At 42.3% G+C, this 22,291-nt stretch carries 16 protein-coding genes and 1 pseudogene; 12 read left to right on the top strand and 5 right to left on the bottom strand.

Features of this window, described 5'->3' with window-relative positions; translation table 11 throughout:
- Nucleotides 1–198: 198 nt before the first annotated feature.
- Both B3R63_RS02945 and alaS read right to left on the bottom strand, forming a co-directional pair.
- Nucleotides 199–1,479: an aspartate kinase gene (locus tag B3R63_RS02945; RefSeq protein ID WP_005014971.1), complete on the bottom strand. Its 1,281-nt coding sequence runs from the start codon at nucleotides 1,477–1,479 to the stop codon at nucleotides 199–201.
- A 65-nt stretch (nucleotides 1,480–1,544) separates the two neighbouring features.
- Entirely contained in the window at nucleotides 1,545–4,238 is a 2,694-nt protein-coding gene (alaS, locus tag B3R63_RS02940; protein WP_286728251.1) for an alanine--tRNA ligase, read from the bottom strand.
- Between the two features lie 254 nt (nucleotides 4,239–4,492).
- Here alaS and B3R63_RS02935 point away from each other — a divergent pair, with 254 nt between their 5' ends.
- The 6 genes from B3R63_RS02935 (at nucleotide 4,493) to B3R63_RS02910 (ending at nucleotide 10,350) form a co-directional block, all read left to right on the top strand.
- Nucleotides 4,493–5,515 (top strand): type I glyceraldehyde-3-phosphate dehydrogenase, encoded by a 1,023-nt coding sequence (locus B3R63_RS02935; protein ID WP_286728250.1) that lies wholly within the window; start codon nucleotides 4,493–4,495, stop codon nucleotides 5,513–5,515.
- An 81-nt stretch (nucleotides 5,516–5,596) separates the two neighbouring features.
- Nucleotides 5,597–5,917 (top strand): hypothetical protein, encoded by a 321-nt coding sequence (locus B3R63_RS02930; RefSeq protein ID WP_286728249.1) that lies wholly within the window; start codon nucleotides 5,597–5,599, stop codon nucleotides 5,915–5,917.
- A gap of 326 nt (nucleotides 5,918–6,243) precedes the next feature.
- Entirely contained in the window at nucleotides 6,244–7,410 is a 1,167-nt protein-coding gene (locus tag B3R63_RS02925) for an ATP phosphoribosyltransferase regulatory subunit (protein ID WP_286728248.1), read from the top strand.
- A 70-nt stretch (nucleotides 7,411–7,480) separates the two neighbouring features.
- Nucleotides 7,481–8,800: an adenylosuccinate synthase gene (locus B3R63_RS02920; protein WP_286728247.1), complete on the top strand. Its 1,320-nt coding sequence runs from the start codon at nucleotides 7,481–7,483 to the stop codon at nucleotides 8,798–8,800.
- A gap of 144 nt (nucleotides 8,801–8,944) precedes the next feature.
- The gene (locus B3R63_RS02915) at nucleotides 8,945–9,253 is read left to right on the top strand and encodes a phosphoethanolamine transferase domain-containing protein (protein WP_005014961.1); all 309 of its coding nucleotides are present in this window, start codon (nucleotides 8,945–8,947) and stop codon (nucleotides 9,251–9,253) included.
- 317 nt (nucleotides 9,254–9,570) lie between these two features.
- Nucleotides 9,571–10,350 (top strand): M48 family metallopeptidase, encoded by a 780-nt coding sequence (locus tag B3R63_RS02910; protein WP_005014959.1) that lies wholly within the window; start codon nucleotides 9,571–9,573, stop codon nucleotides 10,348–10,350.
- A gap of 52 nt (nucleotides 10,351–10,402) precedes the next feature.
- Here the strand turns inward: B3R63_RS02910 and B3R63_RS02905 are convergent, their stop codons facing one another.
- Together B3R63_RS02905 and crp are read right to left on the bottom strand one after the other, a co-directional pair.
- The gene (locus B3R63_RS02905) at nucleotides 10,403–11,452 is read right to left on the bottom strand and encodes an NADP(H)-dependent aldo-keto reductase (RefSeq protein WP_286728246.1); all 1,050 of its coding nucleotides are present in this window, start codon (nucleotides 11,450–11,452) and stop codon (nucleotides 10,403–10,405) included.
- Between the two features lie 239 nt (nucleotides 11,453–11,691).
- On the bottom strand, nucleotides 11,692–12,408 hold the full coding sequence (crp, locus tag B3R63_RS02900; RefSeq protein WP_005014956.1) for a cAMP-activated global transcriptional regulator CRP: 717 nt from the start codon (nucleotides 12,406–12,408) through the stop codon (nucleotides 11,692–11,694).
- Between the two features lie 146 nt (nucleotides 12,409–12,554).
- Here crp and B3R63_RS02895 point away from each other — a divergent pair, with 146 nt between their 5' ends.
- Both B3R63_RS02895 and clpB read left to right on the top strand, forming a co-directional pair.
- Nucleotides 12,555–12,977, top strand: coding sequence for an OsmC family protein (locus tag B3R63_RS02895; protein ID WP_005014955.1), 423 nt, complete (start codon nucleotides 12,555–12,557; stop codon nucleotides 12,975–12,977).
- A gap of 235 nt (nucleotides 12,978–13,212) precedes the next feature.
- The gene (gene clpB / locus B3R63_RS02890; RefSeq protein WP_286728245.1) at nucleotides 13,213–15,792 is read left to right on the top strand and encodes an ATP-dependent chaperone ClpB; all 2,580 of its coding nucleotides are present in this window, start codon (nucleotides 13,213–13,215) and stop codon (nucleotides 15,790–15,792) included.
- 69 nt (nucleotides 15,793–15,861) lie between these two features.
- Here the strand turns inward: clpB and rlmKL are convergent, their stop codons facing one another.
- On the bottom strand, nucleotides 15,862–18,066 hold the full coding sequence (gene rlmKL / locus B3R63_RS02885) for a bifunctional 23S rRNA (guanine(2069)-N(7))-methyltransferase RlmK/23S rRNA (guanine(2445)-N(2))-methyltransferase RlmL (RefSeq protein ID WP_286728244.1): 2,205 nt from the start codon (nucleotides 18,064–18,066) through the stop codon (nucleotides 15,862–15,864).
- A 301-nt stretch (nucleotides 18,067–18,367) separates the two neighbouring features.
- Between rlmKL and B3R63_RS02880 the strand changes: the two genes are divergently transcribed.
- From B3R63_RS02880 to B3R63_RS02865, 4 genes and pseudogenes are all read left to right on the top strand, one after another.
- On the top strand, nucleotides 18,368–18,703 hold the full coding sequence (locus tag B3R63_RS02880) for a hypothetical protein (RefSeq protein WP_286728243.1): 336 nt from the start codon (nucleotides 18,368–18,370) through the stop codon (nucleotides 18,701–18,703).
- Nucleotides 18,704–18,933: 230 nt separating this feature from the next.
- Nucleotides 18,934–19,950, top strand: a complete 1,017-nt coding sequence (locus B3R63_RS02875; protein ID WP_005014947.1) for an aspartate carbamoyltransferase catalytic subunit — start codon at nucleotides 18,934–18,936, stop codon at nucleotides 19,948–19,950.
- Between the two features lie 10 nt (nucleotides 19,951–19,960).
- Complete coding sequence (locus tag B3R63_RS02870; protein WP_286728242.1) at nucleotides 19,961–21,196, top strand: dihydroorotase; 1,236 nt, start codon at nucleotides 19,961–19,963, stop codon at nucleotides 21,194–21,196.
- 202 nt (nucleotides 21,197–21,398) lie between these two features.
- Nucleotides 21,399–22,291 (top strand): annotated as a pseudogene (locus tag B3R63_RS02865) (OmpA family protein); the annotation flags it as partial.

Here is a 22,291-nt window from a genome sequence, read left to right as displayed (position 1 = left end):
GTCACAACCTTGGTATCAGAGAAAATTTTAACAGGATTATATGACAAATTAGGTAGCTGAATAAATTCTACTAAAATTTTCCAATAACCTTAATCGGTAATATAACAGAGCCACTATAGAAAAAACTATAGTGGCTTTGATTTTTTATTCTTATTCTCTGAAAGAACAGTATAACTATTGTTCTTTCAGAAAAGGCACTTAAGCGCGAACGCTGGATTCACCATGCTCGCGGTCTAGACCAAACGTAGTGTGTAAAGAGCGTACAGCCAGCTCCAGATAATTCTCTTCAATGATGACAGAGATCTTAATTTCAGATGTAGAAATCATCAGAATATTGATGCCTTCTTCAGCCAGACCAGTAAACATTTTGCTTGCTACGCCTGCGTGGGAACGCATGCCAACACCGACAATAGAAACTTTGACGATATCATCACGAGTTGCAACTTCGCGCGCACCAATCGCTTTAGCTGTTTCTTCAAGAATAGCTTTTGCTTTAGCCAGCTCACCACGGTTAACAGTGAAGGTGAAATCCGTAGTTCCATCTTCTTCAACATTCTGGATAATCATGTCGACTTCGATATTGGCTGCACCAATCGGAGACAGAATTTTAGATGCAATACCCGGCTCGTCAGGAACCCCTAGAATAGTCAGTTTTGCTTCGTCACGGTTAAACGCGATACCTGAGATGATTGGCTGTTCCATGTTATCTTCCGCTTCTGTAGTGATGAGTGTGCCCACGTTCTTTTTGAATTCTTCGTCAAATGCGCCGTCTTCGTCATTGTCAAAACTTGATAATACGCGCAAAGGAACCTGATATTTACCTGCAAATTCTACAGAGCGGATTTGCAGTACTTTTGAACCAAGAGAGGCCATTTCCAGCATTTCTTCAAAAGAAATACGATCAATTTTTTTAGCTTTTGGAGCAACACGGGGATCAGTGGTATAGACACCATCAACATCGGTGTAAATCTGGCATTCATCTGCTTTTAGTGCTGCAGCAAGTGCAACACCAGTTGTATCTGAGCCGCCACGACCAAGCGTTGTGGTATTGCCCAGTTCGTCTACACCCTGAAAGCCGGCAACCACGATCACACGACCTGCATCGAGGTGTTGGGTCATAACGTCAGTGTCAATTGATTCGATACGTGCCTTGGTGAATGCGCTATCGGTTTTAATGCCAACCTGGCGTCCGGTCAATGATTTAGCGTCAACGCCAATAGAGTTCAGCGCCATTGCTAACATGGAAATCGTTACCTGTTCACCCGTAGAAACCATCTGGTCAAGTTCGCGTGGGTCAGGATTTTCGGTAATGGCTTTCGCGAGAGCAAGTAAGCGGTTGGTTTCACCACTCATTGCTGACACTACTACCACTACCTTGTGGCCGTGCTCATGCCAGCGCTTCACACGACGAGCAACATTTAAAATGCGCTCGGGGGTACCCATAGAAGTACCGCCATATTTTTGAACGATTAATGCCATAGTTGTTCCATATAAGCCATGACCCCGATTTCACCGATCAGGGTCAGTTACACAAAAAGTGAAGTTTATTTTGCTTCAAGCCAAGCAGTTAAATCTGCCATGACCTGTTCAAACTTCTCGTTAAGTGGCGCGCCACCTTGTGCCAAGTCAGGTTTACCTCCACCTTTGCCACCGAGTTCAGCTGCAAGATGTTTAATGATGTCACCTGCCTTGATAGATGAAGTGAAGTCTTTTGCTACGGATGCAATCAGGCTGACTTTGTCGCCGTCTACACCTGCAAGTACAATCACTGCATGGTCTAGTTTAGACTTGGTACTGTCGTGCAGGTTACGAAGAGATTTCGCATCCATACCCTGAACAGTGGTGATCAGTGTAGAACGACCCGCCACAGTCTGAACTTGGCTTAAAAGTTCAGCTGCCTGGAAGTTTGCCAACTTTTGGTTGAGCTGTTCAATCTGCTTCTGTAATGCGGATACATTTTCAACCACAGTTTGAACACGCTCTACAGTTTGATCTTTTTGTGCTTTTAACAAGCTATTAATCTGATGAATATCAGAATCTGCCTTTTGAATCAGCTCAAGCGCTTTCGCACCTGTCACTGCTTCAATACGTCGAATACCTGCGGCCACACCACTTTCAGAAGTGATTTTAAATAGACCAATATCACCTGTACGTTTAACATGAATACCACCACAGAGCTCAACCGAGAAGTTTTTCTCTTCAATAACCGAACCCATAGATAACACACGCACTTCGCTGCCATATTTCTCGCCAAACAGCATCATTGCACCTTTGGTTTTGGCAGTTTCTATATCCAGCAGTTCGGTAGTCACAGCAGTATTTGCAATAACCTCAGCATTAACAAGACGTTCGATTTGTTGAAGCTGCTCGAAAGTGACAGGCTGGTCATTGGCAAAATCAAAACGCAAAATGTCGGAAGCAACCAGAGAGCCTTTTTGCTGTACATGCGAACCCAGAATTTGGCGAAGCGCAGCATGCAACAAATGTGTTGCTGAGTGATTACGCGCAGTTGCTGCACGAAGTTCTGCTTTCACGGTTGCTTCTACATTTTGAGTAACTTTTAGGTTACCCATCGTCACGATGCCCTGGTGAACAAAAGCATTGCCAGATTTTTTAGTGTCCTGAACTTCAAAAATACCTGTTTCATTTTTGAAGATACCTGTATCACCAATCTGGCCGCCACTTTCTGCATAAAATGGCGTCTGGTTTAATACGATTAAAGCTTCGTCTCCTTCAGTGACTTCATCGACTAGAGTCCCATCTTTATAGATGGCAATAATCTGACCCTGACCTTCAGTGGCATCATAGCCACTGAACTCGGTTTCATCTTCAACTTTAACAATGCTATTATAGTCCACTGCAAACTTGCCTGCTTCACGCGCACGTTGACGCTGGGCAGCCATTTCTTTTTCAAAACCTGCCTCATCAATACTCAAGTCACGTTCACGTGCGATATCCGCTGTCAAGTCAACCGGGAAGCCATAAGTATCGTAAAGTTTAAATACAATTTCGCCTGGAATTATTGAGCCTTTTAGCTGAGTCAATTCACCTTCAAGAAGTTTTAAACCTTGCTCGAGTGTTTTTGCAAATTGCTCTTCTTCTTTGATCAGTGCAGCTTCGATACGTGCTTTATTAGCTTCAAGTTCCGGATAAGCTGTACCCATTACTTCAATTAGCGGCTGTAGCATTTTATAGAAGAATGTACCTGTTGCGCCGAGTTTGTTTCCATGACGTACAGCACGACGGATAATACGGCGAAGAACATAACCACGGCCTTCATTAGACGGGTTAACGCCGTCAGCAATCAGGAAACAGCAAGAGCGGGCATGATCTGCAACTACTTTTAAAGAAGCCGGGTACTGAACAGGTGTATTTTTTTCTTTAGCTTCGGCTTCAAGTGAAGCCGTATCTACACCAATAATTTCGGCAGCAGCTTTAAGTAAGTGCTGAAACAGGTCAATTTCATAGTTTGAATTAACATGCTGTAAAACTGCGGAAATACGTTCGAGTCCCATACCGGTATCCACAGAAGGTGCCGGAAGTGCATGTAAAACTCCGTCAGCAGTACGGTTAAACTGCATGAAAACATTGTTCCATATTTCAATAAAGCGATCACCATCTTCTTCAGGAGTGCCTGGCAGTCCGCCCCAAATATGGTCACCGTGGTCATAGAAAATTTCAGAACATGGACCACATGGACCTGTATCACCCATTGCCCAGAAATTATCCGAAGCGTATTTTTCACCTTTGTTATCACCAATACGGATAATGCGCTCGGCATCCAGACCAATTTCCTTGTTCCAGATATCAAAAGCTTCATCATCAGTATGATAAACCGTTGCATATAAACGGTCTTTAGGAAGTGCCAGCCATTGCTCGCTGGTTAAGAATTCCCAGGCAAACTTGATGGCATCACGCTTAAAATAATCACCAAAAGAAAAGTTACCCAGCATTTCAAAGAAAGTATGGTGGCGGGCTGTGTAGCCTACATTGTCGAGGTCATTATGTTTGCCGCCAGCACGTACACATTTCTGGCTAGAGACTGCTCGTACATAATCGCGTTTTTCCGCACCTAAAAAGCAGTCTTTAAACTGGTTCATGCCTGCGTTGGTGAAAAGCAGGGTAGGATCATTGGCGGGTACTAGTGAACTTGACGCGACACGTGTATGCCCTTGCGATTCAAAGTAACGCAAAAATGCTTCACGAATTTCAGCTGATGTCATAAAACGAGTACTCACAACCAAGTCACTCCTTAGTCTTAATTTGGTTAGGTACATCTAATTCTAAGGTCAAAAGGTGACAGCTTAGTGATTGATGTAAAGGTAAAACTTTAAAAAAACGCCAAATTATACCGGAAAATATAAGGGGCACCAACGCTTTTACCATCAAAATAGCGATAAAACCAGGATTATTCAAAAATGCTGTGTCCAAGTACAAGCTGGATGTTTTAACATAGGCATCGTTCTTTTACTGGGTAAAACAAGGATCTGTCATGCAGCGAGTGGCCATCAATGGTTTTGGGCGTATCGGTCGGAATGTACTGCGTGCCTGGTTTGAAAACCCGAAAGCCTTTAATTTTGATATTGTAGCCATTAACGATGTTGCTGATGTAGAAACTCTGGTTCATCTGTTCAGGTATGATACTACTCACGGCCGTTTTGCTGGGAATGTAGAAATATCACAGAAAAATGAACAGATTGTGCTAAATATTTCTGCCGGTACAAAAACACTTAATGTGCGTGTATTAAATATCGCGGAACCGGCAGCGCTTCCATGGCAGCAGCTTAATATTGATGTTGTACTGGAATGTACCGGACTATTCCGTTCACGTGAGGCGGCTACCCGACATATTAAGGCTGGTGCGAAACGCGTTATTATAGGTGCTGCACCTTTTGACACGGTGGATGCTGCAATTGTATATGGGGTGAATCACCATGAAATCAAAGCCAGTGACCAGATTATCTCTAGCGTGTCTTGTACCACCCAGGCTTTAGTACCACTCGTCAAGATTATTGATGACGCATTTGGCATAGATACAGCCATGATGACCGAGATTCATGCCGTCACTGCAGACCAGACCGTACTGGATAAAGCTCATCGCGATCTGCGTCGTGCCCGGGCATCAGGTCAGAATATTATTCCTACTACATCTAGTGCATTGGGGGCCTTAAAGCGGGTTATGCCCAAAATGGAAAACCGGATTGAAGGTTATTCGATTCGTGTACCTACAATTAATGTCGCGGCTATTGATCTGACCTTTATTTCGCATATGCCTATTACAGTACATAAAATTAATGAAGTATTAATCAAATCTGCGCAATATGATTATGCCCAGATTATGGCGGTGACCGATGAGCCTCTGGTGTCAAGTGATTTTAACCATTTACCTTATTCATTAATTGTCGATCTATCACAGACTCTGGTGGTCGGGCACCAGGCCAAAGTATTTGCCTGGTATGATAACGAGTGGGGCTATGCCAACCGTTTACTGGATTTATGCCAGTCTTTTGAATAACAGATATATAGGATGAATTGAGAAAGACTACCCGCAAAATATTTACAACACGGTCTTTAACTTTTTCTTGGGGATAATACGATGTTTTTACTGATGTGGGCTTTTATTGCTGTATTAATATTTGCGGTCATTTTTCTGTTCTGGCTAAACTTTCGCAAAGAACAGAATATGGAAACGGACTTGGATCAACAACACCATCTGGAAGAAAAAATTGTTCTTCTGGAAGGGAATCTGAAACGTACGCTAGAAATCATGCAGGAACTGGTTAAAAGTGTACATGCTGATCGTGAAATTCTTAGCCAGACCGTAACTAAACTAAATGCGCTCGAACAACAAAATACAGAGTTGGTAATTTTGCTTAAAAAATACCAGGCTTTGCTTGGAAAGACTGAACCAAAATAAAAGAGTAAAATTGATAATTTATATTTAAAACAGGCTTTATAATTTTGAATTTTCAAAAATTCATTTTGTGCTTTGAAGTCTGATACAAAATATAAAGTGTAGCTGCTTTCTGTATGAAAAGTTTAGGCAGTAGAGTAAAAGCTCGGTAAAAGTCTCTGTTTTATTTCATTAAACATAAAAATTAGGCCAAGCTTAGAAAGCTTTTATAAAACTGAAAAACTCTGGTGCATGACTGAAATGATCGTGCTAAGATAGGAGAAATCGGGTGTGTTCCCGATTTTTTTATGCGGATCATTTCCGCGCTGACAAGAATTTAGGTTTACCGCATGCCCATTTCAGAGACATGGTTATTACCTGATGGTGTAGCTGATGTATTGCCAGAACAAGCGCAAATAATTGAAAAACTGCGCCGTAAAGCTTTAGATTTCCTCGTCTCACGAGGTTATCAGTTAGTCTATACACCTTTTATAGAATATATCGAATCTCTATCTTCTCTTTCAGAAGCAAATCAAGACCTGGACCTTGCCACTTTTAAGGTAATTGACCAATTAACAGGCCGGTTACTGGGTATACGTGCAGACATGACTCCGCAAGTGGCCCGTATTGATGCACATGTGCGTCCGGTAGAAGGTGTAGCTCGCTATTGCTACGCAGGTACTGTCTTGCATACTAAACCTCAGGGTTTTAGTGCCACCCGTGCACCGCTGCAACTGGGTGCCGAGCTTTTTGGTTCAGAAAGTATAGATGCTGATGTTGAAATGGTTGACCTGATGATCAGCCTGATTCAGAAAGCTGGCCTGACTGATGGTATTCACCTGGATCTGGGCCATGTAGGACTGTTCCGTAGTCTGGTAAAACAGGCAGGCTTAAATAAAGCTACTGAACATCAACTTTCGGATTTATACCAGCGTAAAGCTCTACCGGAGCTGGCAGAATTTACCCAAACACTTCATTTCGGTTCAGATTTCTATGCACTTGGACGCTATGCCAGTGATATGGGTGCTTTAGAAGCAAATTTAAGTGCTGAAATTTTAAAGAATGCAGCCTTTAAACAGGCATTTGATGCAGTGAGAACGACGCAGTCTGAAATTCAGGCACGCTGGCCGAACCTGCATATCGGTATCGACGTGGTCGAACTGCGTTCTTACCATTATCATACTGGTCTGATGTATGCCGTGTATGCGCCAAACCGTGCAGCACCACTGGCACAGGGTGGCCGTTATGATGGTATTGGTGAGCATTTCGGACGGGCGCGCCCTGCAACTGGTTTTAGCTGTGACTTATATGCTTTAAGTGCAGGCCAGTTTAATGAGTTAAGTATTGTTGTTGCCCCTAAAGGTACCGATACCGATTTGTTAAAGACAATTGAGCGGTTACGTACAGAAGGGCTGAGTGTAGTTCAGCTGCTTGGACAAGATGACTTGAGTTCTGTGCCAAATGCAACACACCAGTTAGTGCAAGTTGCAGGTCACTGGAATCTCGAAAAAATTTAATCGCCTGTTTGAATGTTCATGTCATTCGAACTGGTTTTCAATTTTAACAGCATGATGTAATGAGGCTATTATGGGCAAGAATGTTGTGGTACTTGGTACCCAATGGGGCGACGAAGGTAAAGGTAAAATCGTCGATCTGCTCACTGATCAGGCGGCTGCAGTTGTTCGCTATCAGGGTGGACACAATGCGGGCCATACACTAGTGGTCGGTGGTAAAAAGACTGTTTTACACCTCATTCCATCAGGAATCTTGCGTGAAAATGTTCTGTGCCTGATTGGCAATGGTGTGGTGCTTTCTCCAGCAGCCCTAATTGAAGAAATGAGTATTCTGGAAAAAGAAGGCGTACCGGTAAAAGAGCGCCTGCGTATTTCTCCTAACTGCCCACTTATTTTGCCTAACCATATTGCCCTTGACCAGGCACGTGAGAAAAAACGCGGTAATGCTAAAATCGGCACGACCGGTCGCGGTATTGGACCTGCGTATGAAGACAAGGTTGCACGTCGTGCCATCCGTGTTGCTGATCTGGTACGCGGTGGCGAGGCACTTAAAGCTCAACTGACTGAGCTTCTGGATTATCATAATTTTCAGTTAACTCAATACTATGGTGTTGAAGCTGTAAATTTTGAAGATGTACTTACACTTTGTGATCAGTGGCGTGAAGTTATTGCTCCGTTAGTTGTGGATGTAACTACTGAACTGCATAACTACCGTAAAAATGGTGACAACATCATGTTCGAAGGTGCACAAGGTTCTCTGCTTGATGTAGACCATGGTACATATCCGTTTGTGACCTCATCAAATACTACCGCTGGTGGTGTAAGTTCAGGTTCAGGTCTGGGGCCTTTGCATTTAGATTATGTATTAGGTATTACCAAAGCTTATACCACACGTGTAGGTGCAGGACCGTTCCCAACCGAACTGGTTTATGATGCCGCTGCTGATAAGGGCGATGCAATTGGTAAACATCTAGGCACTGTCGGTCATGAGTTTGGTGCTTCTACTGGACGTCAGCGCCGTTGTGGCTGGTTTGATGCTGAAATTCTGCGCCGTTCTGTTGATGTAAATTCGCTGTCAGGTATTTGCCTGACTAAGCTTGATGTACTGGATGGTCTGGAAGAAGTAAAAATCTGTGTAGGCTATGAAGATACAGATTCTGGTTGTGTAGGTTCATCTGATGCACTGGCATATGAAAACCTGAAACCCATTTACGAATCTATGCCGGGCTGGACTGAGTCAACAGTGGGAGCTACCAGTGTTGATCAGCTTCCTGCCAATGCAGTCGCCTATATCAAACGTATTGAGCAGCTGATTGAATGTCCCATTGACATCATTTCAACTGGTCCGGACCGTGCAGAAACTATTGTATTGCGCCATCCGTTTGATGCCTAAATAATAAATGGTTAAAAGCCTCGCTTCAGCGGGGCTTTTTTATGTACACCAAGCTACTCACCGACTAAAGTCGTGCTGTAAAAAATGTACAGGCTGATTAATCTGCCTTTTAAAATCTTTAGTTGAATATGTTCAGGAAAGAAAATGCAAAGTAACACGTCTAAGACCATGTTTTACTCATTGCTTTTTGCCATTGGAGGCGCACCCACATTAGCGATGTGGATGATTTACATACAGACTAATGGTGCTCTTGAACAACACTGGACAACTTTACTGGCTTTATCTTTTGTACTGGCTGCGATCATTGCGCCTCTCATCCTGATTCAGAATTTTTATATATTATGGAAACGAAAAAAAGTTGATATTGAGGACAAAATTGAGCCAATTGCTCACTTTTATTTTGTACTGGATCTGGTGTGTTTGGTATCATGGATTCTTATCAGTTTTCTCTAATAATTCTATCCGGTTAAGATGAACTGGTTTATTTGAGATAGATCTTGAGAATAATAGGGAATAATGGAAAACGAGCAATAAGCTCATTTTGTAAACCAAGACATGAGTGATATTAAAGAAAACATCATGCCTTAAGCAGTTTGAACACTGATGCGCTTAGCCATTGGCTCTAAAGAATACCTTTATAATCAAAAAATACTAATTACATAAATCCTATGATTATGAAGCGTTTATATATTTTAAGGTGATGACGCTTTCAATATAATGCATCTGTTTATATTGAGGATGACCGTGTCATCCATGTGGAGAGCATTATAATGAACAACAAAATTCTACTCAGCTTTTTTGCTGCTGGTGCAGTGACATTATCAGGATGTAGCACACTTGCTGATTTTGCCGGCGCAGATACCGCGACCCTAAATGCAACAGCCGCACAAAGCTATAACCAAATGGTGCAGGAAGCACGTGCTAAGAATCAGCTAGATACGTCTTCAAGTACTTACCGTCGTGTAAATACTGTATTTAACCGTTTGCGTCCGTATGCTGACCAGATGAACCAGACTGGTGTGAAATTTGATTGGCAGCTAACTGTTTTGAAATCTGACCAGATTAATGCCTATGTTGCACCAGGCGGTAAGGTGGTGGTCTATACCGGTATTGTCAACAAGCTTAACCTGACTGATGCAGAAATTGCTGCAGTTATGGGGCATGAAATGGTCCATGCCCTTGAAGAGCATGCTAAAAGCAAGATTGGTGCACAGGCTTTAACTGGTTTGGCATTAAATGTGGGCAAGGCTTATGCGGGTGATGCTATTGGAAGTCTAGGTTCTGCAGCGCTTGACTTGGGTGCTCAGGTAGGCGTGGGTTTACCCTATTCACGCAGTCTGGAAAGCCGTGCCGATCAGGGTGGTTTAATATTAATGGCACGTGCTGGCTATAATCCGCAAGCTGCAATTACCTTATGGGAAAAAATGAACAAGCTTGAAGGGGCAGGTGGCTCTTCATGGTTATCGACGCACCCATCAAATGGTGAGCGTATTGCTGCAATGCGTAAAAATCTGCCAGCAGCACAGGCAATTTATAATCAGCGTAAATAAAATTGATTTTATAAAAAGGATGCCACGGCATCCTTTTTTTTATTGGGCTGCGTTAAGGTGCCGGATTAGGTTGCTGCTTATGAATTTCTTCTATACCTTTCAGAATTTCTGGACTCAAATCTATTTTAAAGGCATCTATATTTTCTTTAAGCTGGTCTAGATTGGTTGCGCCAATAATTGTTGAGGTGACAAAGAACTGCTGCTTAATAAATGCCAGCGCTAGCTGGGTTAATGTTAACCCATGCTTTTCTGCAAGCAAAGCATACTGTTCGGTGGCCCATTCGGATTGCGGGTTAGAGTAGCGTGAAAAACGCGAGTAGAGTGTTACCCGTGCATTTGCAGGTCGTGCGCCATTGCGGAATTTGCCAGTCAGATAACCGAATGCCAGTGGGGAGTAAGCCAGTAAGCCGACACCTTCATATTGGGCAATCTCTGCCATGCCAATTTCATAAGTGCGATTTAATAAATTATAGGGATTTTGAACACTTACAAATTTTTCTAGTCCCATTTTTTCCGCTAATTGTAAAAATTTCATGGTCCCCCATGGGGTTTCATTGGAAAGGCCAATATAGCGGATACGACCTTTCTTAATTTCATCATTTAAGGCAGTAAGTGTCTCTTCTAGTGGAGTAACCTGGTTAGATAGTTCTACATGCTGGTTACCATAACCAAGTTGACCAAAAAAATTGGTCGGACGCTGTGGCCAATGTAATTGGTACAGATCAATATAATCAGTTTGTAATCTTTGTAGGGATTGGTCTAGTGCAGTAGAAATGTCTGAAGCAATAAAACGGGTATTACCATCACGAATATGGCTACCGCCTTGAGAGGGGCCTGCAATTTTAGAAGCCAAGAATAATTTATCACGGCCACCATGCTGGGAAATCCAGTTACCAATAATACGTTCAGTGGCGCCTTGGGTTTCTGGTTTAGGCGGGACCGGATACATTTCTGCAGTATCCCAGAAGTACAGACCTTGTTCTAAAGCATATGCCAACTGTTGGAAAGCTTCGGACTGGGTATTCTGCTCACCAAAAGTCATGGTACCTAGGCAGATTTCTGGTAATTTAATCCCTGTCTGGGCAAGTGGATGAAATTTCATAATGGTCCCTTTAAAAGTCTGTTATTAGCATAATACAGGGTATAGAGATAGCCAACTTGGTCTTAAGGTGAGTTAAACGTTGCCTGATCTATAAATTCTGGATGAAAAAATAGTACTCGACACAATAATGAGAAATAGATAACTAACTGGTCGATAGTATGAGAATACCTCATGCAATATTACCAAGAAAAAGGCAAATCCGAAGATTTGCCTTTAATTCAATAGATAAAAACTAGAGTTTATTCTTCATCTTCAGTATCAAAATCTGAGGCAGATGATTCATTATTCTGTTCAAGTGAACTATCAAAGATCAGTATCGCTTTACCTTCTGTTTCAATCATACCTTGCTCCTCAAGAGTTTTAAGGACACGGCCAACCATTTCACGTGAGCAGCCTACAATACGGCCGATTTCCTGACGGGTAATACGGATCTGGCGGCCATTAGGTAAAATCATGGCCTCAGGCTGAGATGCCAGATCAATCAGGCAGCGCGCAATTCGTCCAGACACATCAATAAAAGCCAGATCAGTTACTTTACGTGTAGTGTTTTTCAGGCGGCGTACGAGCTGGGCAAATACTGCATAGCTTAAATCGGGAAATTGTTTACTCAGTTCATGAAAATTCTCATAACTAATTTCTGCAATTTCACACATCTCCCGGGTACGAACTTCAGCTGTACGTTGTGGATTGGCTTCAAAAAGCCCCATTTCTCCGAAAAAGTCACCTGGATTTAAATAGGCTACCACAATTTCACGGTCATCATCTTCGCGCAGTACAATAGAGACAGAACCTTTAAGGATGAGATATAAAGATTTGGATTCTGTACCGGCATCAATAATGGTAGTACGTTTTGGAAATCTGTTAATTTTTGCTCGTTTTAGTAGTGCTTTCACCGATTCAGGTAGTTGACCTGGAGAAAGGGCGTCAGTACTGAGTTGTGAAAAATTAGAATTCATGCCTAGAGTTCCGAAGGGGATAATAAGAAGATCGCACAAGACCTAAGATGAACTTGTCACACAGCAGAGATGAAATTCCTTATCAACTCGTTTTATGTTAGTGTACAGGTACTTGGTAAATTTATAGCTTTTTTTAGGTAGTTGCAATGCAAACAAGTGTTCATTGGCTAGAGAATGTTGCTTTCGAAGCTAAATCTGAAAGTGGTCATAGTGTCATCATGGATGGGTCAGCGGAATATGGTGGAGAGAACCGTGGACCGCGCCCGATGGAACTTATCCTGATGGGATTGGGTGGATGTGCTTCATTTGATATTGTGACGATTCTGAAAAAATCTCGCCAAGATATTCAGGACGTGGTGTGTCAGCTTAAAGCTGAACGTGCTGATACCATTCCTGCTGTATTTACCAAAATTCATCTGCACTTTGTTGTAACGGGTAAAGATATAAAAGAAAAACAGGTTGCCAAGGCAGTTGAGCTTTCTGCTGAAAAATACTGTTCTGCCAGTAAAATGCTTTCCGATGGCGGCGTAGAAATTACTCACGATTATGAAATTATTGAAACGGTTTAAGCAGTCTAGACTGCCTGAATCAGCATGCCGGTTTTTACCGGCATTTTTATTGTTTATTTTTATAAAAAAGAACTCCCTATACTTGAAACTTTCATGATGTGAGCTCATATTATAACTGAAATCTAATGTTCTTGTTTTAATAAGATTTTGAAAAATATATATAATTCTGTTTGAATTTTACAAAAGTGTTCCCATCTATTACTCAAGTACAGAATTGTTGTGAGGAATAACAAGAATGCGATTCGAAAAATTTACTAACCGGTTACAACAGGCTCTATCTGATGCCCAGTCTCTAGCAATGGGTAAAGATCATACTGCAATTGACAGTATCCATATTTTGGCAACTTTAATTGAGGAACCTTCCAACTTAAGTTTGCTACAACAGGCAGGTGCCAATCTTCGTGAACTACAGCAACGGCTTGAAAAAGCCTTCAATGATGCGCCAGTGTTATCTAACCCTACTGGAGATATTAATTTAAATCCTGATGCTGTAAAAATATTAAATCTGGCTGACCGTTATGCACAAAAGGCAGGAGATGAATTTATATCTACCGATTGGGTCATGCTGGCACTAGCAGAGTCAGGAAATAGTAAAACTATTTTAAACGGCGTGGGCGTAACTGCAGAGACGCTACGCCCTGTAATTGAAAAAATTCGAGGTAGTGAGAAAGTCATGAGTAATAATCATGAAGAACAACGCGACTCATTAAATAAATATACCATTAACCTCACTGAACGTGCACTGGCCGGAAAACTTGATCCGGTTATTGGCCGTGATGATGAGATTCGTCGTACGATTCAGGTCTTGTCACGACGTACCAAAAATAACCCGGTACTGATCGGTGAACCCGGAGTAGGTAAGACAGCCATTGTAGAGGGCTTGGCTCAGCGTATTGTAAACGGTGAAGTCCCAGAAAGCTTGAAAGATAAACAGGTACTGTCTTTAGACTTGGGTTCACTTCTGGCTGGTGCAAAATATCGTGGTGAATTTGAAGAGCGTCTAAAAGCGGTTTTAAATGACCTGGCTAAACAAGAAGGCAGGGTGATCCTGTTTATTGACGAGTTACATACACTGGTAGGTGCAGGTAAAACCGATGGCGCCATGGATGCAGGTAATATGCTCAAACCTGCTCTAGCCCGTGGTGAACTGCGTTGTGTGGGTGCTACTACACTCGATGAATACCGTCAGTATATTGAGAAAGATGCGGCACTTGAACGTCGCTTTCAGAAAGTTCTTGTAGATGAACCAAGTGTAGAAGATACCATCGCAATTTTGCGTGGTTTAAAAGAACGTTATGAAGTGCATCACGGTGTCAAAATTTTAGACTCGGCAATTATTGCTGCAGCGAAAATGTCGCATCGTTATATTACTGATCGGCAGCTGCCGGATAAAGCCATTGACCTGATTGATGAGGCAGCTTCACGAATTAAAATGGAACTGGACTCTAAGCCTGAAGCTTTGGATAAGCTGGACCGTCGTCTGATTCAACTGAAAATGCAGCTTGAAGCCGTTAAGAAAGATGAAGATGCCGGAAGCAAGTCTGAAGTCAACTATCTGGAAAAACAGATTGAGGAAGTTCAGAAAGAATATAATGATCTTGAAGAAGTATGGAAGGCTGAAAAAACGCTGGTAGAGGGAACCAAAAAAGCACAGGTGGAGCTGGATCAGGCTCGGGTTGCTTTAGAAAAGGCCCAACGTGAAGGAGACTGGGCTGAAGCCAGCCGTTTGCAATATGGTGTTATTCCGGAATTGCAAAAACAGCTTGAGCAGGACGAAGTGATTGAAGACCACGAAGAGCCTAAATTGCTGCGTAATAAAGTGACTGATAATGAGATTGCAGAAGTCGTCAGTGCTGCTACAGGTATTCCTGTCGCGAAAATGCTGCAAGGTGAGCGTGAAAAACTGCTGCATATGGAAGAATTTTTGCATAATCGCGTAGTTGGGCAGGATGAAGCTGTAGTTGCGGTATCCAATGCTGTTCGTCGCTCACGTGCTGGATTGTCAGATCCAAACCGCCCAAGCGGATCATTCCTGTTCCTTGGCCCAACGGGTGTAGGTAAAACAGAATTAACTAAAGCTTTAGCGAATTTCCTGTTTGATAGTGACGATGCCATGATCCGGATTGATATGTCTGAGTTTATGGAAAAACATTCAGTCAGCCGCTTGGTAGGCGCACCTCCAGGTTACGTAGGTTATGAAGAAGGGGGGGTATTGACTGAAGCAGTACGTCGTAAACCTTATAGTGTTATTCTGTTTGATGAAGTCGAGAAGGCTCATCCAGATGTCTTTAATATTTTATTACAGGTACTGGACGATGGCCGACTGACTGACTCGCAAGGACGAGTGATTGACTTTAAAAATACTGTCATTGTAATGACTTCGAATCTGGGTTCACAAGATGTTCGTGAACTGGGTGAAGGGGCCAGTGATGAAGAAATGCGTTCTGTGGTTATGAGTGCAGTAAGCCATCATTTCCGTCCGGAGTTTATTAACCGGATCGATGAGCTGGTGATTTTCCATTCACTGAAAAAATCACAGATTCGTGGTATTGCTGACATTCAACTGGAACGTTTACGTTCACGTCTGGCTGAACGCGATATGAGCTTGACAATAGATGATACAGCCTTTGATCTGTTAATTGATGCAGGTTTCGACCCGGTGTATGGCGCGCGTCCATTGAAACGTGCTATCCAGTCACAGGTAGAAAATACTTTGGCACAAAAAATTCTTTCTGGTGAATTCCAGGCTGGAGATAATATTTTGATCAAAGGGGAGCATGGTCATCTTGAGTTTGATAAGCTCAAACTTAACTAAATTTATATAAAAAGGCCCACATTCAATGTGGGCTTTTTTATTTTATACATAACTTTATCTAGATAAAATTTAATTTACTGGATAATGCTGGATTTTCCAGGCGCGGTGGATTTTCTGATTGCGTTTGAAATCCGGCCCGATAGTCTCCTGAGTGATTTCTTCAATATCAAACATGGCTTCAATTTCTTCATCCATCTCGAAACCGCGGTAGTTATTTGAAAAATAAAGCGTACCTTCGGTTGTGAGACGGTTCATGGCACGTTTAAGTAATGAAACATGGTCACGTTGTACATCAAAGGTTCCGTAGAACTTTTTCGAGTTTGAGAAAGTGGGCGGATCAATAAAAATCATATCATACTGTTCATGGCCTTCTTTTAGCCACTCAAAACAGTCACTGGCAAAGAACTGGTGCTGCTGGTCAGGATGGTCAACAGTTAATCCGTTTAAAACAAAATTTTCTTTAGACCAGTTTAAGTAGGTATTTGACAGGTCTACACTGGTTGTACTGGCTGCACCGCCGAGTGCAGCATGCAGGCTGGCTGTAGAAGTATAACTGTACAGATTCAGGAAGTGTTTACCTTTAGCTTCACGGGCAATACGTAGGCGCATTTGACGGTGGTCGAGAAACAGTCCGGTATCTAGATAATCTGTCAGGTTCACTAAAATTCTGGCTTGTCCTTCCTGAACAATAAACCGTTTGGACGCCGTACTCTGCTTTTCATACTGTGCTTTACCTGCTTGACGGGCACGAGTTTTAATAAATATTGCATCACGCCCCAGGCCCGTCACTGTCCGGATAGCGGCAAGTGCCAAATTAAAACGTTTCTTGGCTTTCTCCGGATCAATCGTTTTTGGTGGAGCATATTCCTGCACATGCAAACGGTCACCGTACAAGTCAACTGCAACGTTAAAATCAGGCAGATCTGCATCATAAAGACGCAGGCAGAACACACGATCCTTGGTTGCCCATTTTTTCAAGGTTTGCATATTTTTTTGCAATCGATTAGCAAAATCTTGAGCACCTTCAATTTCTACATTTTGAAGCTGCCATTTTTCTAAGAAAGGTACGTTATCGGATGCAGGTTTGATAGTTCCAAAACGAATATAAATTGGCAGTTTACCATTCATTAGGCGTAGAGTTTCAGGATGCTCAAATGCCAGAACATCTGTCTGTTCTACTTGTGCCGCAATTACTGCTGCATATTGGTTAGGAAAGTGTTTTTGTAACTGGCCAGATAAACCGAGATAAAGTGCCCGGTTAGAAGCTTTCTCGCCTAAACGTTCGCCATATGGGGGATTGGTGACAATAAATGCAGTTTTTTCAGCCGCATCGAATTCAGGCCAGTCAGCAAGTGTACGTTCTTCTACCTGAATCTGTTCCAACTGTTTCTCGAATCCGGCGGCGGCAATATTCTGGCGGGTAGCTTTAACCGCTTCCCAGTCCGCATCAAAAGCATAAAATTTAGGTAAAGGCTGTTCAAGTGCCCGCTCGTGGCGTTCTACTGCTTCGGCTTTAAGGGACATCCATAATTCACGGTCATGACCATGCCAGCCATTAAAGCCAAAACGGCGTACCAAGCCCGGAGCCCGATCAGTCAGAATCATAAGAGACTCAATAATAAACGTACCTGAACCGCACATTGGATCTAAAATAATATCCGGCTTTCTTTTTTCAATACCAGCCTTGTGTAATATTGCTGCTGCCAGATTCTCTTTAATCGGTGCATCGGTCATATAGCGACGATAGCCGCGTTTATGCAGGGAATCTCCGGATAAATCCAGACAATAAGTATGTTCAGTTTTACCAGCCAATACGTATAAGGTAATTTCCGGTTGCTTAGTATCAATACTAGGACGGCGGCCTACTGCTTCCATAAAGGCATCGACTACACCATCCTTAACACGTAAGGTGGCAAACTGGGTATTGACCTTAATATCACGCTCTACGTGCAGACGGATAGCAAAAGTACTTTGAGGTGCAAAAATAAGTGACCAGTCAAAGCTAAGCGCACCATCATACAGTTCTTCAGCCACATCGCGGGCATCATGACTAAACTCGATTTCCTGGGTATGAATGGGTAACAATACGCGTGAGGCCAGACGTGACCACATACAGATACGGTAAGCAGTCTCCAGAGAACCTTGAAAAACTAACCGGCCTGGTTTGCGTTCTACATTTGACGCACCGAGTTGTGCGATTTCCTCTTCAAGCAAGAGCTCCAAACCATCAGCACAGGTGACCCAATAAGTAGATAAACGTTGCGATGCATTCATGCAAATTTCCAAACCAGACAAGCAAACGACAATTTTAACGTATTTTCGTTGTTTTAGGCGGATGATCTTAAGAAGTTATTTCAGAAATTGTTTATCTTCATTATTCCGCGCATTATTAAAGAGAATGATTTCTCTTGATAAAACTAAACAGGTTTAGACGTAATTCCTTTCATATTTTAAATTTCTGGTATGTATCTTGCTAAATTCTTGAGCATATTAGTGTTTATTTGCCATACAAGCAGATGTACTAACCATGTACAAAACTGACTTAATATTTTTTAAAATAAAACAAGGGGATTTTATGAATATTTTATCTTCAAATCACAGTGATATTTTTTCTATCGCAACTTTAATTTATACACGCTTACGCCGTGTATCTGGACGCGTAATTGATGTGATGTATATGGTGGAAAGTGAAAACTACACTCAGTATGTCATGGAGTTGGCCAAGAAAACGCAGGATGCAGAACTCATCCGTTTGGTAACACGTCTCTCTGCTCTAGTTTGTCCACCAATCATGGCAGAGGTGGAAGCACAAAATAATGAAGAGAGCACTGAGTTGTTTGATAGAGAGGTGACGAAAGAGCCAGATTATCAGGCGCAGGTAGCTCATCATTATATTGGTGCACTCAGATAATAATGCTCTAAAATGCTCTAAACAGGGAAGTTTTAAGACTTAATCTGGATTTTAATTTAAATAAAGAAAAATAATTTCTTAATATGAAGAACTGATTTAATTTATCTTTTGAAATAGCTGGTTAATAATTCATAAAATAAATAATTCTACTAAAAATTTTGAAAAATCTGGCTGCCCAAACTGAGGGAGAATCTATATAATGCATTAACTTAACGTCTAAGGAATCTCTCATGCATTTGGCTGCACTGCATACGCCGAGTCAGATTCAGCTCAATCAATACGGTCATCTTAAACATTTTCTGACCATTGAAGGCCTTTCCCAGCAAACCCTCATAAAAATTCTCGATACTGCTTCTTCCTTTTTTAATGATCAAAACCAACTCATAACCTCACCTTTACTCGAAGGCCGTACGGTCATGAACCTGTTTTTCGAGAACTCGACCCGCACCCGCACAACTTTTGAAGCTGCTGCTAAACGTTTATCAGCCAATGTACTGAATATTGATATCGCCCGTTCCAGTACATCTAAAGGTGAAACCCTGCGTGATACGCTGTGGAATCTTGAAGCAATGGCGGCCGATCTTTTTGTTGTACGCCATTCATCTTCAGGTGCTGCACATTTTATTGCAAAAGATGTGTGCCCGAATATCGGGATCATTAACGCGGGAGATGGACGTCACGCCCATCCCACCCAGGCTATGCTGGATATGCTTACGATCCGTCGTGAAACTGCCCGGCCATTTGAAGAGTTAAGTGTTGCCATTATTGGTGATATCAAACATTCACGGGTAGCACGTTCGGATGTAGCCGCGCTACAGACCTTAGGCTGTAAAGATATCCGCGTCATTGCGCCGAATACCTTATTACCTTTTGGCTTTAAGGAATTTGGTCCGGAAGTCCGACTTTTTAATAACATGGATGAAGGCGTAAAAGATTGCGATGTCATTATTGCACTTCGCATCCAAAATGAACGTATTGATTCACCTGCACTTTCTTCACAGTCTGAATTTTATAAAATGTATGGACTGAATGAAGACCGGCTGGCATTAGCAAAACCGGATTGTATTGTCATGCATCCAGGCCCAATGAACCGTGGCGTAGAAATCGACTCCAGCATCGCTGATGGTCCGCAGTCAGTAATCTTGCGTCAGGTGACCAACGGTATAGCAGTACGTATGGCTGTGCTGGCACTAACAATGCAAGGGCAGTTAGAAGAGAAAGGTTTGATTGAAGCGCTGGCGATATAAGGGTAAAGAAATGAGTATTGTCAAAATTGAAAATGTACGCGTTCTTGACCCGATCGCCAAAACTGACAGGATTGAAACAATCTTTTTGCAAAATGGTACGCGTGTCGATGCCAGTGATGATGTCGAAAGAACTATTAATGGACAAGGTAAATGGCTTATGCCAACTATGGTTGACCTGTGTGCACGTTTGCGCGAACCGGGTCAGCAGCAGCATGGGACATTAAAATCTGAAGGCCGGGCTGCACGTCATAATGGTATTTTGCATGTGATTACACCGCCAGACTCCAAGCCGATTGTTCAGGATAATGGCTCGCTGATTCATGGCTTACAAGAGAAAGCTATGTTAGATGGTGGTATTTATCTGCATATTATCGGTGCACAGACTCAAGATCTAAATGGTAAGCAGCCTGCTAATATGGCGGGTCTGAAAAAAGGTGGATGTACTGCAGTTTCTAATGCTCATGCACCTTTTGAGAATGATGATGTAGTTATCCGTACCTTGGAATATGCAGCGGGTCTGGATATGACCGTTGTGTTTTATGCTGAAGAGCCACAAATTGCCAAAGATGGCTGTGCCCATGAAGGTTTTGTCGCTTCACGCCAAGGCTTGCCTATGATTCCGGTTATGGCAGAGACCGTCGCTATTGCTAAATATCTGCTTATGATAGAGGCAACCGGAGTACGTGCCCATTTTGGTCTGCTGTCTTGTGGCGCATCTGTTGAACTGATCCAGATTGCTAAGGCCAAAGGCTTACCTGTAACTGCTGATGTTGCCATGCACCAGTTGCATTTAACTGACCAGTTAACAGATGGATTCAATTCACTGGCGCATGTACGTCCTCCTCTACGCTCAGCACAGGATAAGGAACTATTACGCCAAGGCTTGAAATCGGGAATAATTGATGCCATTTGTACGCATCATGAACCCTTATCCGGTTCTGCTAAAATGGCGCCGTTTGCAGAAACCTTGCCGGGAATCAGTGCATTTGATACTTATATTCCGTTTGGTATCCAGCTGGTTAAAGAAGGCCTGTTCAGCCCGTTAGAATGGGTAGAAAAAGTAACGCTGGAGCCGGCACGAGTAGCCAATATGGTAAAACGCTGGCAGTCAGAATCAGGCTGGGTACTGGTTGATCCTGATCTGGAATGGACAGTCAGTAAGGAAAATATGCTGTCTAAAGGTAAAAATACACCACTGATTCAGCAAAAGGTGCAAGGTAAGGTTGTAGAAATATTCCTGCCTTAAACAGAATGATATGGAAGAAATAGAAAAGCCAGCATAAGCTGGCTTTCTTATTGAGTTTTTCAGTGATTTATTAAAATTTCTATAACATTTTGTTATTTCTAAAGAGTTTCGCTAGTAACCGTATTAATATTCAGCATAGTATAAAAAACAGCTTATTTTAAATGCATTAATTCCAATAATAATGCCAATAAAAGAGAGAATGATGATGAGTATAAATTTTATTGAATTATTGAGGCAAAAGGTTTCAGCTATTGTTCTAGAAGGTGAGACCACTTATCTGGTAGAAAAGTCTGATGCACTGGCACAATTTTATCCAGTTTTACTGGCCATTTTAAAAGCTCGGCCTGAGCTGATACCTTCTTTAGAAAACCAGTTAAATCCGTCTCTAAATGAATTATTCGGACATCATATCGCTCTTAAAGAACAATTTTTAAATCAGGTAAGTGGTAGTATTCCTCATCTCGAAACCGAGCGCATATTAAACCAGTCTATTACACCGACAATGGCTGTTTTAATCGAAGAGGCGGGTAGTCCAGACCCGGAAGCGATCAGACATCTGCTTTATACTCATCAGGATATTATTCTGGCAGTATTACCACACTGGGCAATGGCGCTATTAGCCGGTCTAGGTATTAATCCTGCCGCAGGGGAAACTCTTTATCAGGCGCCACGGGAACCAGATCCGGTCATTATAGAGGATCGAAGAACCAATGTTTTATGGCCATTGATTGGTATTGTTGTTTTAGCAATTCTGGCAGCATTGATGCTCAGGGCGTGTGATGATGATCAAGAGACTGATCAGCAGGCTGTAGTCAATGGAACCCAGCCAGCATACTTTCAGTTAACCACTGGAGATGAAGGTGAGTTGATTACCTGCCAGATAAGAATCAGTGATTTAAAATATGTAGATATTTTACAAGGCGAGGTTAAGTATACTTTTAGTCATCCTTCTGGTTGTGGTGTAGATACCCAGTCTATCTATCATGCAAGTTTTATGAATCAGGATGCTTTACCAAGCGTATTGAAAATCGTACAGGGTGTACCAAATTCTTCAATTACCTGGACAGGTAAAGAAATTAATATCCAGTCTTCCCG

The organism is Acinetobacter sp. UBA1297 (assembly GCF_002307755.1).
In the GTDB taxonomy this organism is placed as follows: Bacteria; Pseudomonadota; Gammaproteobacteria; order Pseudomonadales; family Moraxellaceae; genus Acinetobacter; species Acinetobacter radioresistens.
Note: the sequence above shows the minus strand (reverse complement) of the source record. Positions and strands in the feature narration are given on the sequence as shown.

What these genes read in the sequence shown, in the direction of transcription:
- B3R63_RS02875 (WP_005014947.1), top strand. Translation starts at nt 18,934, where the DNA reads ATGCATTTGGCTGCACTGCATACGCCGAGTCAGATTCAGCTCAATCAA.
- B3R63_RS02880 (WP_286728243.1), top strand. Translation starts at nt 18,368, where the DNA reads ATGAATATTTTATCTTCAAATCACAGTGATATTTTTTCTATCGCAACT.
- B3R63_RS02930 (WP_286728249.1), top strand. Translation starts at nt 5,597, where the DNA reads ATGTTTTTACTGATGTGGGCTTTTATTGCTGTATTAATATTTGCGGTC.
- clpB (WP_286728245.1), top strand. Translation starts at nt 13,213, where the DNA reads ATGCGATTCGAAAAATTTACTAACCGGTTACAACAGGCTCTATCTGAT.
- B3R63_RS02910 (WP_005014959.1), top strand. Translation starts at nt 9,571, where the DNA reads ATGAACAACAAAATTCTACTCAGCTTTTTTGCTGCTGGTGCAGTGACA.
- B3R63_RS02945 (WP_005014971.1), bottom strand. Translation starts at nt 1,479, where the DNA reads ATGGCATTAATCGTTCAAAAATATGGCGGTACTTCTATGGGTACCCCC.
- B3R63_RS02895 (WP_005014955.1), top strand. Translation starts at nt 12,555, where the DNA reads ATGCAAACAAGTGTTCATTGGCTAGAGAATGTTGCTTTCGAAGCTAAA.
- B3R63_RS02905 (WP_286728246.1), bottom strand. Translation starts at nt 11,452, where the DNA reads ATGAAATTTCATCCACTTGCCCAGACAGGGATTAAATTACCAGAAATC.
- B3R63_RS02870 (WP_286728242.1), top strand. Translation starts at nt 19,961, where the DNA reads ATGAGTATTGTCAAAATTGAAAATGTACGCGTTCTTGACCCGATCGCC.
- B3R63_RS02935 (WP_286728250.1), top strand. Translation starts at nt 4,493, where the DNA reads ATGCAGCGAGTGGCCATCAATGGTTTTGGGCGTATCGGTCGGAATGTA.
- B3R63_RS02920 (WP_286728247.1), top strand. Translation starts at nt 7,481, where the DNA reads ATGGGCAAGAATGTTGTGGTACTTGGTACCCAATGGGGCGACGAAGGT.
- B3R63_RS02925 (WP_286728248.1), top strand. Translation starts at nt 6,244, where the DNA reads ATGCCCATTTCAGAGACATGGTTATTACCTGATGGTGTAGCTGATGTA.
- B3R63_RS02915 (WP_005014961.1), top strand. Translation starts at nt 8,945, where the DNA reads ATGCAAAGTAACACGTCTAAGACCATGTTTTACTCATTGCTTTTTGCC.
- crp (WP_005014956.1), bottom strand. Translation starts at nt 12,408, where the DNA reads ATGAATTCTAATTTTTCACAACTCAGTACTGACGCCCTTTCTCCAGGT.
- rlmKL (WP_286728244.1), bottom strand. Translation starts at nt 18,066, where the DNA reads ATGAATGCATCGCAACGTTTATCTACTTATTGGGTCACCTGTGCTGAT.